Genomic DNA, 12,844 nt, shown 5'->3' with positions numbered 1-12,844 from the left:
TTATTCGATTTCTTCCAGAAGCTCATACGCCTCTTCTTTTGTCTGAACGGAGAGCAGCCTTTCCCGATAGCTGTCATCCATCAGTTTTCGGGATAACATCTGCAATATTTTCAGATGCTGATTTCCGCCGCTTTCCTTCGGTACGGCAATCATAAAAATCAGTTTTGCATCAGAACCATCAAGGCTGTTCCAGTCAACACCCGAACGTCTTATTCCGAATGCGACACCCGGCGTTCTGACGGCATCAGACTTTCCGTGCGGAATGGCGATATTCATACCTATCGCCGTGGTTCCCTGCTGTTCACGGCTCAAAATGGCCTGCTTAAATCCGCTGTCAGACAGAAGCATACCTTTACGGGACAATTTCTCGATCATTTCATCGATAATGTCATCCCTCGTTTCGCCGGATAAATGCGGTTCAATCAAGTCCGTGCTGATAATGTCAGTCAGTTTTTTGATTTCGGTCATCCCGGCTTTTCGGCTGTCAGCCTGAGATGGTTCCTTTGTTTCTTTTGCCGCTGCAGCTTCATTTGGTGCGGCAGACGGCAGCACCTCACCGGGCGCGGGGGATTTCGCCATATCTTTCTTCAGTACATTAACCAACAGAGCGGTGACAAGAGAGCCTGCTGTTACAGCGATAAAAAACATCAATACATGATCTACTGCTCCAAGTACAGCAACGATGGGGCCGCCGTGTGCCACTCTGTCCCCCACATGGCCGATCATCGCTATCACCGAGCCGGTCATAGAACCCGCCATAATACTCGGGATCACACGAAGGGGATCTTGGGCCGCAAATGGAATGGCTCCTTCCGTGATACCGAAAAGGCCCATCGTAAATGACGCTTTTCCCATTTCTCTTTCTGCGGCGGCGAATTTTCTTTTTCCTAAAAACGTCGCAATCCCAAGCCCTATCGGCGGTATACAAATGGAAACGGCAATCGGGCCCATAATTTCATAATTTCCTTCTCCGATCATTGCCGATCCGAATAGAAAGGCCACCTTGTTTACGGGTCCTCCCATATCAAAGGAGATCATCGCTCCTAAAATCAATGCCAGGAGAATTGAGCTCGAGCCTTTCATTCCCGCAAGCCAAACCGTTAATGATGCGAAAATATGGGCGACGGGGGCGCCGATCAGAAATACAAACGCCAAACCGACGATCAGTGAGGCAAACACCGGAATAATAATGATCGGCATAATCGGCTGTATTGCTTTAGGAACTTTACATTTTTTGATTCCAAGCGCCGCATATCCCGCCAAAAATCCCGCAATGATTCCTCCAAGAAATCCTGCGCCGCTCGCACTGTCGTAAAAGCTGCCGGATGCCGCAATATATCCGCCGATCATTCCGGGGACAAGACCCGGCTTATCGGCGATGCTGAACGCGATGTACCCGGCTAAAATCGGGATCATGAATGAAAAAGAAGCGCTGCCGATCTGTTCAATCGTTTTCCAAAAAGACGCATCCGGAATGACTAAGCCCTTTGGTGTTTTTTCTCCTCCAAGCGTCAATGCAACCGCTATCAATAATCCGCCGACGACAATGAAAGGAACCATAAAAGAAACGCCGTTCATTAAATGACGGTAAATCGGGTTTTGTTTTTTGCCCTGCTGACTTGCGGATTCAGTTTTTGAAGCAGATTGATAGACCGGCACTTCACCGCTAAGCGCTCTTTGAATTAATTCTTCCGGTTTGCGGATGCCTTCCTGAACCCCGACGGCCAGCAGCTTTTTTCCCGCGAATCGGTCTTTGTTCACCGAACGGTCCGCCGCGATAATGATTGCGTCTGCTTCCCGGATTTCCTCTTCGGTCAGCCTATTTTCCACCCCGATTCCGCCCTGGGTTTCCACTTTGATCTCAACGCCTAATCTGCCGGCTGCTTTTTGTAAATTTTCAGCAGCCATATACGTATGGGCAATGCCGTTCGGACATGATGTAATCGCTAACAGTTTCATATAAATCCTCCTTTGCAGTCTGAATTTCAAGATCTTGTCTCAACTTTATACTGAAATCAGCCTGTGATAAGCGCGTTTTTTTACCATAAGTTCCGGAAATAACGGCATTTTTCCCTATAAACAGAAAAAAAGCAGGGAGCCATCCCCTGCTTTTAATAGTTTAAATACGATAAAAACGTCATCACATTTTTTTCTTCCGTCAGTTTTTGAATAAATGCCGGCTGCTCGCTAAGATAGGAAAGCTCACTGAATAATTGCTTTACCTTGTTTTGATCTTCGTGTTTGACGGCAAGCATAAATACAAGCGACACCTTTTCCGTCCCCCACTCAATGGGCTCTTTTAAGGTGGCGATTGCAATGGCTGATTGTTTGATATATTTAGAGTTCGCGTGAGGGATGGCAATACCCGCTCCGATATTTGTCGCCGACATTTTTTCTCTCATTACTGCATGAATGCCATACTCTTTTTCTACATAGCCTTTTTCATACAAAGCCTGCGCCAGCTTTTCAATGACCTGATAACGGTGCTCTGTCTCTTGCTGTAAAAAAACGAGAAACGGAGTCGTATCATTCAGCATTTTAAACGTTTTTTGCTCCCGGCGGTGTGATGTATCAAGCTGTTGCATAAATGCGCTGAGCTTCTTTTCATCAGCAGGCTCCAAAAGCGGTGATACGACGATATGAGGGATCGTTACATTTCCAAGCCCTATCGTAGAAATGACGAAATCTATATCTTTATGCTTTTTGATATACTCTGTCAGCTCCGCTTTTGCGATACAGTCTTTTATCGTAATGTGATGAAATTTGCGTTCAATTTTAGTCCGCAGCAATTGCGACATGCCAATGCCCATATGGCAGACGATGATCGTCCTTTTAGGGTTATGACTGCTTCGGCGCAGCCGTTCAATCGCTGCCTGAAAATGCAGGGTCAAATAGGCCGCCTCTTCTTCAGGAATATAAAGATCAAATGTTTGATTGATGTCTTCTAAAACGTCAATGATAAGATGAAACAAATAAGGATACATTTTTTTGATATCGTGGAGCATGGGGTTTGAAACAGAGAGATCATAGCTCAGCCGCTTCAACACCGGATCGAGATGAATGTTCAATCCGTTGATCAATTCCTGGTCTTTATGGAAATCCAGCATTTTCAGTTCTGAAACGCGATTGATCAAATGCCTGACGACTTTGGAAAGCTCAGAATCTTCAAGATCAAGCTTCTTTTCTTGCTGCAATGGATAGCGCACTTTCCCGCCTATTATATGTAAAGTTAAATAGACGGCTTCTTCCTCGGGAAACCGGATGGCAAATACCGGCTCAAGCCGTTTTAAACAAGCCAGTGTCCATTCATATTCTTTCTTCTTTTTTACCGCCTCCAGCTGCCTTGCAGAGATGGCGACCGGCTGTTTCATTTTGATACGGCGGATGGTCAGCAATGTATGCAGCAGCAAACTTTCAAATGTTTCATCCGTAAAATAGATAGAATGGTTTTTTTGTAATAACTTGATTTCTTTTCTCACAAAGTCCGCTTCATGACTTAAAAACTTACTTTTTATAAATTGGCTTGTAAACTCCGCATTATCAATCAAATCTGAAATTCGCGCCAATGCTTTTCTTTTGTTTTTTTCGTCTCCTTCAATCTTTAAGCCGAGCCGCTGTTTAGAAACCAGTGTGAGATCAAATCGCTTCAGCCACTCTTCAACCGCACTGATATCCTTTTTAATGGAAGCTCTGTTTACAAAATGCTGTGCGGCAATTTCTTTTGCGGAAACGGGCTTTGAATTCATTAATAAATCATAAGCGATGTGAAGTATTCTTTCTTCATCGGTCTTGTGCCTGCATGTAAAGTGCTCATTATAAATATGCCGGCTTAACCGTGACCTTTCCTGTTCAGATATATGTAAATAGACGCCTAATCCCGGTTTGCGGATCAGCTGAGCTTGAGCATGCTCATTCAGAAAATCTTCAATCGTTTTCAAATCATTCCTGATCGTTTTTTCAGAACAGCGGACCCTGTCTGCGAAATCTTGCACAACTAAGTAGTCATCAGGTTCAGATAACAACAGATACAAAATCTTTTTCTGTCTTGAATTCATGTATTTCATCTGTTTTTCTATCCTTCCTGTCCGTTTCTGCTGGAGCAATTGTGATAGGTTAAATATACCGCGCATACGAAACCGTTTTCATTGTATAGTGAAACAAAAGAGTAAAAAGTTTTGTTTTTTACCGCAGATTCCGGAAAAATCATGTTTTATACTGAGGCTGTTCACCTTTGGTTGACAACAAAACACCAACCGTTTTTAAACGATTGGTGTCGGCAGCGAAAACCTGCTGTTACAGCCAAAATGTTTCGCCAAGCGCTAATGCTTTCAGGTTTTCAGGAGGTAATGCACGCCGGGCCCACTCACCGTGCAGTCTGCTTAATGCTTCCGGGCCTGTATCATCAGCAAGCCGGAATGCCCCGTAATGCATGGGAATGAAGCTGTCAGCCTTCAGCTCCAAAAACGCTTTCACGGCGTCTTCCGGATTGATATGTGACACTTTCATAAACCATTCGGGTTCATATGCTCCGATCGGCATCAGGGCCGCCTTAATACGAAACCTCTCTCCGATTTCTTTAAAGCCTTCAAAATAGCCTGTATCTCCTGCAAAATAGATGGACTCGCCGTTTTCGCTTTCTATGACCCAGCCTCCCCAATGAGAAGTATCGGTATCCCAAAGCGTTCTCCGGGTCCAGTGTTGGGCCGGAACAAATGATATATTCACCCCCCGCATCTCAAAACGATCCCACCAATTCATTTCATGAACCTTTTTGCGGCCTTTTTTGATGAACAGCTTTTTCAGTCCCGCAGGCACGTAAAAATCCGGGTTTCCTCTCAGTTTTTTTATACTCGGAAAATCAAGATGGTCATAATGCCCATGTGAGATGAGCACGGCATCAATGTCAGGCAGTTCGCTCAATTCATATCCCGGCTCTGTCAGCCGTTTTTGAAAACCCATCCTCCGCGCCCATACAGGGTCGGTCATTATGTTAAGCCCCTGTATTTGGATCAGAAATGAAGAATGGCCGATCCATGTTATGGCGGTTTCCGTCCGATTGACGGCAACATCACGGACATCCCTTGTGACCGCTTTCGGAATATTCTCGCTTAAATCTTTACTTTTTTCTCTTCGTTCTTTCATCCATTTCCACATGTCCATGAATCCATGTTCATTCTTCACGCCATTCAAGTTTTCATATCTTTTTTTCATTATCATTCTCCCTTGAAACGTGTATTCCATTAGATCCACCGGACATTTATACAATGTCTGTAAATACCGCCCCGCTTGCTTCGGCTAAATCTCGAGGCGCTACTTTCAGCTGCATTCCGATTTTCCCCGCACTGACAATCATAAACGCCAGTGTTTCAGCGGATCTATCAATAAAAGTCGGAAACCTTTTTTTCATTCCGATCGGAGAGCAGCCGCCGCGTATATAGCCGGTCACTTCCAAAAGGTCCTTCATGGCAATCATTTCTATTTTCTTCTCACCTGCCGCCTTCGCAGCCTTTTTCAGATTCAGTTCTTTTGCAACGGGAACGACAAAGACGTAATAACGATCAGTTCCTGCAGATGCCACTAAGGTTTTATAAACATATTCGGCAGAGTATCCGATTTTTTGTGAAACGGAAAGACCGTCTGCGGGCTGTTCCCCTTCTGTTTTGTAACCTAATAGCTCATAGGGAATGTTTTGCTGCTCAATGATACGGACAGCATTTGTTTTCACTGTTTTTTTCGCCATGGTTTTCCTCCGTTTTCTGTATTTCTTTCTGCTTTATTTTCAACTTCGATTTTAATAAAATGACCGCTCAGTTGCGTGCTTTGTAATAATCAAGTGCAAACTGTTTAAAACGCTCAGAAGCGGGAGAGAGAGCATGGTTTTTTAACTGGGCTAACGCTATGGTGCGTTCGCATTGGTAATCTGCAACCGGGAGAAAAACGACCGGAAAGTATGAATGCTCCGCGGTTTTCGGCAGCACTGCAGCCCCCAGACCCGCGGCGGTCAGCCCTAATATGGTTGACACTTCCTCTCCTTCAAATGCGAGATGCGGGTGTATATTCAAATCCCGGCACATCAGATCAAACATATATCTCAGCCCGTATCCCGGTTTAAATCCGACAAAATCCTCGTCCTGCATCTCTTTCATTTGAATGCTTTTATTTTCTGCAAGCGGGTGGTTCTCAGGAAGCACCGCATAAAGAGGCTCTTTCTCCAGCACTGTCCATTGTAAAAGCTCGCTGGGAAGCGGCGGGGAGCTGAGACAGATATCCGCATCTCCCGTTTCCACCATTTTGCGAAGCGTTTCATTTGCGCCTTGATAAAGCCGGAAGGTCACGTTTGGGTATAGCTTTTTAAATTCGGCAATCAGCTGAGGCATCAAGCGCAGCCCGAGCGTATGAAGAAAAGATACAGATATTTCGCCGTGCTCCAGGCTCATATTTTTTTTCACTTGTTCAACGCCTTCATTTAAAGCTCGTCTCGCTTGTTTTGCTTTTATTAAGAACTGCTCTCCGTGCCTTGTCAGCCGGACGGCTTTTGTCTCTCTGTAAAATAACGGCGCGCCTAATTCTTCTTCGAGCCTGATAATCGATCGGCTTAATGCCGGCTGAGAAATCATTCTTTCTTTTGCCGCATTTGTGAAATGCTGATGAGTTGCCGCCGCAATGAAGTTGTCAATTTGATGAAGCTCCATTTTCTCCTTCTCCCCTTTCTTCATAACCTACACGCATTAATTCTATAGTTATTATAAATTAGACACATTGAAATGAAAAGCGTACGATACATATATAACCAACAGTGAGAAAAGAGGGACATTCATGACGTTTATTCAGCCTCATACAAAGGCTTACAGAAAGGCCAGCTTGGCACTGTTTATCAGCGGCTTTGTGACATTTGCCACGCTTTACACGACACAGCCGCTTATGCCTTTGTTTTCGGAAGAGTTTCATATTTCCGCTGCGGCTGCCAGCTTAACTTTATCCATCTCAACAGCCGTTTTGGCATTTTCATTATTGGCCGCTGCTTCGTTGTCTGACGGATTCGGCAGAAAAAAATTAATGGTGCTGTCGTTAACAGCCACTTCTGTTTTAGGTCTATTAACAGCGTTCAGTCCGGCTTTTCCGGCGCTTTTGGCGATGAGGGGGCTGCTCGGTATTTTTCTGGCAGGCGTTCCTGCTGTCGCTATGACATATGTAGGCGAGGAGTTTGATCCGAAGGGCCTCGGGAAAATGATGGGCCTGTATATCAGCGGCACAAGCATCGGGGGAATGAGCGGCAGGCTGTTAACGGGGCTTCTGACTGATGTATTCGGCTGGCGGCCGGCGCTTGCCATTATCGGCATTCTTTCTATTATATTAAGCTATTTGTTTTGGCGTTTTCTTCCGGCTCCGCGCCATTCATCTCAGCGGCATGCGGGCGTAAAAGCGGCATGTAAGGAATACGGAGCGGTTCTACACCGCAAACGGCTGCTTTTGTTAATATCTCTGGGATTTATATTAATGGGGAGTTTTGTGACATTATATAATTATATCGGCTTTCATTTAATGGCGGCTCCTTATCATTTGTCACAGACTGTAATCGGTTTTATTTTTATTGTCTATCTCGCGGGAACGTTCAGCTCTGTCTATATGGGGAAAAAAGCAGATCTTTTCGGAAGTGCAAAAATGATTAAGATTGCGATTTTTGTTATGCTTGCCGGCGCAGCGGTGACACTTTTGCCCCAGCTTGCCCTTAAAATTGCGGGCATTGCCGTGTTTACCTTCGGCTTTTTCGGCGCACATTCAATTGCAAGCGCCTGGGTCGGCCGAGCAGCCGGTGATCAGCGCGCGCAAGCTTCTTCATTATATCTGCTTGCATACTATATCGGGTCAAGCGCGGCCGGGTCTTGCGGCGGTTTCTTTTGGACGCATTTTCATTGGATCGGTATCATTTCATTTATTTCGGTTTTGCTATTGCTGTCTTATCCAATTTTATTTGTGGCGGAATTCAGAAAAAAGGGACATAGCCGCCTGCATGTAAATCAATAAAAACATTAAAGATTTGTGTCTTTTGTCCGATACTAAAGATAAGGCCGGCACGATACTCCCTATAACTATTCCTTTTGATTCAGTAGATTTCAAATATCGTGCCGGCTTTCTTCAATTAAAACACAATCTTCAATTGCCTTACGCTTCTGTTACACACCTGCCCAAACATCTTTCGCATATCTTCCTTCCGCCTGCAGCTGTTCAAGCCAATTCGAGGAAACTTTTGAATCAGTGTTATGCACCTTTTCATACGCCTGAAGCAGTACATTTTCGACAGCCGGAGCCATTTTGCTTCCGTCTCCGCATATATAGAGATGGCCGCCTTGGTCAAGAAGCGCAATAATCTGTGCAGCCTCGCGAAGCAGGACATCCTGTACGTAAACTTTACAGTCCTGATCTAATCTGGAATACGCCCGATGCACGGTGACAAGGCCGTTTTTCTCCGCATGGTCGAATTCATCTTTGTACAGATCGTCTTCTTCAGGGTGTCTGCAGCCGAAGTATAAATGAGCTTCGCCCAGGCTGTTACCGGACATTTTTTCTGCAGCCCGCGCCTGGATAAATCCCCTGAACGGTGCAATTCCGGTGCCTGCTCCGATCATAATGAGAGGCGTTTTCGTATTTTCGGGCAATGCGAAACCCGACTGCGGCGAGCGGATGAAACAGACGGCAGAATCGCCATTTTGTAATCCGGCTAAATAGTTCGAAGCCACGCCCTTGTATTCTCCCCGGCCGCTCCACGCCGGAGCCGTCACAACGCCGACCGTGATACTGAGCTCCCTTTTGTTTGCCTTCGGTGAGCTTGAGATTGAATAATAGCGCGCCTTTAAGGACGGCAGAAGTTCTAAAAAGCGCTCAAACGGCAGTTCACAAGCCGGATAATCTTCCAGCAGGTCCAGCATGGTCATTCGTTTTTTCAGCACGTTTTCTTTATATGCCGCATCGTCAGAATAAAGATGCTCCAATTCTTTTTGGTGCGGCGGGCACACGGTATGGGCGGCAAGTTCGCGAAGCTGGGCTCTCGTTGCCGGTTCCTGCAGCTCTACATATGACGCCAAAAGCTCCGGCGCATTAATCGGCCGGTCCATCGGCAGATGAGGCAGCTGCCGGCCCTTGATCTTAAAGTGCTGATTCGGGTCGAGACCGAATCGGCGAATGACACGGCTGATCAGTTCCCCGCTGTTTTGCGGAAGCACCCCGAGATGGTCTCCTTCCCGATACGTTTCGGTCTTCGGGAGACGCAGCTCAATATGCCGGACTGAACGCTTGCTGCTTTCGGTATGAAGCTCTTTGTTTGTGATGACTTCCGCCTCAAATGCTTTGTACGTTTTGGCAATCGGCGTCTCGGCTGCTTCACTTACGTATTCGATTGATAACTGTGATTTGTTTGCCTGTTTTGGAGCGGCCTCTATATGAAAAGCCTTCATGATGTCCTTCCAGAATGAGTCTTCCCAGGCTTCCTGACTGTACTCAAAATCATCGGCATTGTCGCCCTCCCCGATAGAAGTCAGCCGTTTTGCCCCTTTTTCTTCAAGCACTTTGTCTATCAGGCGGGGGATTCTCTGGTAAGTGGCGGCCCAGTTGCGGTCTCCGCAGCCGAAGACGGCGTAAGAAACACCCTTTAATTCCTGATCCTCAAGGGTTTCCGTCCATTTCACAAAACCCGCCGCATTATCAGGCGGCGCCCCGTTATAAGAAGCCGTCACAATAACGACTGCGCCTTTTACAGGCAGTTTCCCGGCATAATCATCAAGCGGGCCGGTTTCAGTTGAAAATCCTTTGCTTCTGCCGATGTCAGCCAGCTCTTCCGCGATTCCTTCCGCAGTTCCCAAATTTGAACCGTAAAGAATGAGAAGCGGCGTTCCGTGGGACGGGATTTCTTTCGTTTCTTCTTTGTGACCGCCGCCTTCAGCTTTATGGTTTTGTACGGGCTGATGATTGGACACGTCCTTGTTTTTTACACGGATTTTAAAATCACCGGGCTTAATGGTTAAAGCTTCTTTAATCGTAAGCTCATAATCAGTATGATCAATCAGTTCAAAGTGTTTAAGGACAAGGCCGAGCACCATTGTCGCTTCCTGCAGGGCAAACTGCATCCCGATGCATGCGCGCTGTCCGTTTCCGAACGGCTTATACGCATCAGCCGGAATTGCCGCGGGATCGCTGAACCTTTCCGGACGGAATAGCTCGGCATCTTCTCCCCACGCGCTTTTATCCCGGTGAAGCTGCGGAGTCAGAATCGTCACCGGCTGTCCTTTCGCAATCGGATATTTCCCGCCGAGAACCGTATCTTCTTTCGCGTACAGGGAAAATGCCGGGGCAGTCGGATACAGCCGCAAAGTCTCGTTTAACACCATGCGGATATATGTCAGCTGCTGAATCTGCTTATATTCAGGTGTCTCTCCCGTCAGCACCCGCTCGGCTTCCTGAACGGCTTTTTTCAATTTATCTTTATTTTTCAGCAGGCAGTAAATCGCGAATGAAAGCAGTCCGCTTGTGGTTTCATGCCCCGCGATCAAAAAGGTAATGATTTGATAACGGATATTTTCATCATCCAGCCTTTCACCCGTTACAGGATCTTTCGCTTCAAGCATCAATGCTAAAAGGTCAGACAGATTCTCATCCGGATTTTCCCTCCGCTCAGCGATGATCCGGTCTACGAGTTCATTCATCACTTCAATATCCTGCTGGAACTGATGTCTCGTTTTGATCATCAGCTTGTCCTGCAGGCTGTGTCTCTGCGATTGGCGCATTGCCTCCTGCAGCGCGCGAAGCATACTTGTGATAAAAGGATGCTGTGTGTCGCGGTAAAAGCTGTTAAAGCGGTAATGAAATCCGCACAGGCCGATTGTATCCAGCGTCAGGCGCGTCATATCTTCGGCAACGTCAATTTCTTCATTCGGATTTAATCTGCTCCACTTCTGCACGAGCTGCATGGCAATATCAAGCATCATTGAATGATAGCCTTTCATCGCCTTCTGGCTGAAGCTCGGCAATAAAATCCGATGCGCTTTCTGCCAATTCTTTTCGTGAGTCCAGCTCGTAAATAGTCCGTCACCGCCAAACTCACGGACTTTCAGCAAGGCTTTGCTGAGGTTTTTATCAAATCGCTTTTCATCACAGACTTCTGCCGCGAGCTCGCGGCCTGAGACGAAGACCCCGACAGAGCTCGGAAATTCGAAACGAAAGATCGGGCCGTATTCTTCGGCAATTTTCCAGAGCGATTGTGACAGTTTTTCTTTTTCCAAGTGAGGGAGATTTTTCAGAGGTCCGTATGTTTTCGGCTGCGGTATAGCGCTTAGCTGTTTCATATCGATCTTCCTTCCTTCGGCGAATAATTAATGAGTTCTGATGGCATCCCAAGAACATTGTTCCAGTTCTTTCAGAAACGGTTTTGTTATTTCGACGCTTCCCGTCCGGATAAGCTGATAGAGTTTGAGATATGCCCCGAGCAGCAGCGCCATCAGCACATTGGACGGCAGATTGCGGAGCACACCTTCAGACTTGCCGCGCTGAAAAAAGACGTCAAGCATCTGTGTTATTTCATCAAGAAGCTTACGGCTCGTTTCATTCAGAAAGTAGGCGTCCTTATTCGTTTCAAGAAAAAACAATGCATACTCACTTTCCTTCGTAAAATCAATCAGACAATAAAACAGGTGATGAAACCCTTCTCTTACAGAGATACCCTGAAAGTCCGTTTTGACTTTTTTCATAAAACGCTGCGCACTTTCCTGATACAGTACGTTCACAAGTGTCTCTTTACTGTCAAAGTAACGGTAGATTGTGCCGGTTCCGACATCGGCCTGAGCGGCAATCATCGGAATCGTCGTGGCGTCAAATCCTCTATCTGTAAACAAAGTAAGCGACGCTTTCATAATGAGTTCAACCTTGTTTGAAGCTGTCATTTCATCCCCCTTTCCAGATGCGGAATGAATATTCATTCCGTTTGTTCAAAATATTTAAAATGTACGGTCATCTGATTACCATTGTATAAGAAAAAAACTTTTTTTAATATAAAATAGATGTGAAATAACCAAAAATAAGGAAATATGCCCAATTTCACAAAAAGAGCTGCAGTGACTTAAGCAGCTCTTTTTATTTCCCAAGAAATATTCTATTTAATGGCAGTAATAAAATGGAACGAATCTCTGCTGACAACTGAAATGTCTCTGAAATGCTGATCATAGAGCACCTCAATCACATCCTTCTCACTCATCCGCGAAGGTTTCAAAACCATATAGAAACACCCGTCAATTTGAAGAACGCGGTACACTTCTTTACATGCTGTCCTGTAATCGCTGACTGTTTCAGCAGTATGTAATGAGAAAACTTTATGAAAGCTGCGATCGCGGAACGGTAAGCTTTCAGGCCTCCCCTGCTGAATGTTTCCGCGCCCGGCTTTTATAACCGAACGGTTTGCGCGCTGTGTTTTCCGTATTTTACGTTTCGATGTTTCTATGCTTTTAAGACTGCCCTTTTCAAGCTGTCCGATGATTTGTTTAAACATTGAGCCGTTTCCGGTCCCGATTTCCAAAATGCGGTCGTATTCCTGTATGTCCATCAAGATTTGCTGAATGACTGACTCTGCCGGTTCTGATGCAGCAAAGTATTTCGCGCGCATTCGTTTTAATGCTGAAGATGTATGTTGCAACATTGTATAACACCCGCTTTTCCATTCCTGTGATTTATTATTCAGAAATAATATTACCTCGTATTAGTATGAGGTACTAACTAGACGCACTTCTCTTCATGAACGTTTCGATTTATTTGAAATTTATATTTGTTTTCATAAAAAAAAGACGGAAAACGTAGGTTTTCC

9 protein-coding genes are annotated in these 12,844 nt (G+C 45.7%); 1 reads left to right on the top strand and 8 read right to left on the bottom strand.

Annotation, left to right across the window (positions count from 1 at the left end; translation table 11 throughout):
* The 5 genes from C5I45_RS07090 to C5I45_RS07070 all read right to left on the bottom strand — a co-directional run bounded on the left by C5I45_RS07090 (position 1) and on the right by C5I45_RS07070 (position 6,692).
* The gene (locus C5I45_RS07090; RefSeq protein WP_024085638.1) at positions 1-1,959 is read right to left on the bottom strand and encodes a fructose-specific PTS transporter subunit EIIC; all 1,959 of its coding nucleotides are present in this window, start codon (positions 1,957-1,959) and stop codon (positions 1-3) included.
* Between the two features lie 152 nt (positions 1,960-2,111).
* Complete coding sequence (locus C5I45_RS07085) at positions 2,112-4,064, bottom strand: mannose transport/utilization transcriptional regulator ManR (RefSeq protein WP_024085639.1); 1,953 nt, start codon at positions 4,062-4,064, stop codon at positions 2,112-2,114.
* Between the two features lie 229 nt (positions 4,065-4,293).
* Positions 4,294-5,211 (bottom strand): MBL fold metallo-hydrolase, encoded by a 918-nt coding sequence (locus tag C5I45_RS07080; RefSeq protein ID WP_072588437.1) that lies wholly within the window; start codon positions 5,209-5,211, stop codon positions 4,294-4,296.
* A gap of 46 nt (positions 5,212-5,257) precedes the next feature.
* Positions 5,258-5,740, bottom strand: a complete 483-nt coding sequence (ybaK, locus tag C5I45_RS07075; protein WP_048368160.1) for a Cys-tRNA(Pro) deacylase — start codon at positions 5,738-5,740, stop codon at positions 5,258-5,260.
* A 67-nt stretch (positions 5,741-5,807) separates the two neighbouring features.
* The gene (locus tag C5I45_RS07070; RefSeq protein ID WP_107994300.1) at positions 5,808-6,692 is read right to left on the bottom strand and encodes a LysR family transcriptional regulator; all 885 of its coding nucleotides are present in this window, start codon (positions 6,690-6,692) and stop codon (positions 5,808-5,810) included.
* 124 nt (positions 6,693-6,816) lie between these two features.
* Here C5I45_RS07070 and C5I45_RS07065 point away from each other — a divergent pair, with 124 nt between their 5' ends.
* Entirely contained in the window at positions 6,817-8,025 is a 1,209-nt protein-coding gene (locus C5I45_RS07065; RefSeq protein ID WP_003152792.1) for an MFS transporter, read from the top strand.
* Between the two features lie 149 nt (positions 8,026-8,174).
* Here C5I45_RS07065 and C5I45_RS07060 read toward each other — a convergent pair whose 3' ends face one another.
* The 3 genes from C5I45_RS07060 to C5I45_RS07050 form a co-directional block, all read right to left on the bottom strand.
* Complete coding sequence (locus C5I45_RS07060; RefSeq protein ID WP_107994299.1) at positions 8,175-11,336, bottom strand: bifunctional cytochrome P450/NADPH--P450 reductase; 3,162 nt, start codon at positions 11,334-11,336, stop codon at positions 8,175-8,177.
* A gap of 27 nt (positions 11,337-11,363) precedes the next feature.
* Positions 11,364-11,930, bottom strand: a complete 567-nt coding sequence (locus C5I45_RS07055) for a TetR/AcrR family transcriptional regulator (protein WP_003152789.1) — start codon at positions 11,928-11,930, stop codon at positions 11,364-11,366.
* Positions 11,931-12,139: 209 nt separating this feature from the next.
* Entirely contained in the window at positions 12,140-12,679 is a 540-nt protein-coding gene (locus tag C5I45_RS07050) for a class I SAM-dependent methyltransferase (RefSeq protein WP_015387964.1), read from the bottom strand.
* Positions 12,680-12,844: the final 165 nt, after the last annotated feature.

Source organism: Bacillus sp. ZY-1-1 (assembly GCF_003047165.1).
Lineage (GTDB): Bacteria > Bacillota > Bacilli > Bacillales > Bacillaceae > Bacillus > Bacillus velezensis.
Note: the sequence above shows the minus strand (reverse complement) of the source record. Positions and strands in the feature narration are given on the sequence as shown.

Coding starts and splice junctions, on each gene's coding strand:
- C5I45_RS07055 (WP_003152789.1), bottom strand. CDS start 11,930: ATGACAGCTTCAAACAAGGTTGAACTCATTATGAAAGCGTCGCTTACT.
- C5I45_RS07050 (WP_015387964.1), bottom strand. CDS start 12,679: ATGTTGCAACATACATCTTCAGCATTAAAACGAATGCGCGCGAAATAC.
- C5I45_RS07085 (WP_024085639.1), bottom strand. CDS start 4,064: ATGAAATACATGAATTCAAGACAGAAAAAGATTTTGTATCTGTTGTTA.
- C5I45_RS07070 (WP_107994300.1), bottom strand. CDS start 6,692: ATGGAGCTTCATCAAATTGACAACTTCATTGCGGCGGCAACTCATCAG.
- C5I45_RS07090 (WP_024085638.1), bottom strand. CDS start 1,959: ATGAAACTGTTAGCGATTACATCATGTCCGAACGGCATTGCCCATACG.
- C5I45_RS07060 (WP_107994299.1), bottom strand. CDS start 11,336: ATGAAACAGCTAAGCGCTATACCGCAGCCGAAAACATACGGACCTCTG.
- ybaK (WP_048368160.1), bottom strand. CDS start 5,740: ATGGCGAAAAAAACAGTGAAAACAAATGCTGTCCGTATCATTGAGCAG.
- C5I45_RS07080 (WP_072588437.1), bottom strand. CDS start 5,211: ATGAAAAAAAGATATGAAAACTTGAATGGCGTGAAGAATGAACATGGA.
- C5I45_RS07065 (WP_003152792.1), top strand. CDS start 6,817: ATGACGTTTATTCAGCCTCATACAAAGGCTTACAGAAAGGCCAGCTTG.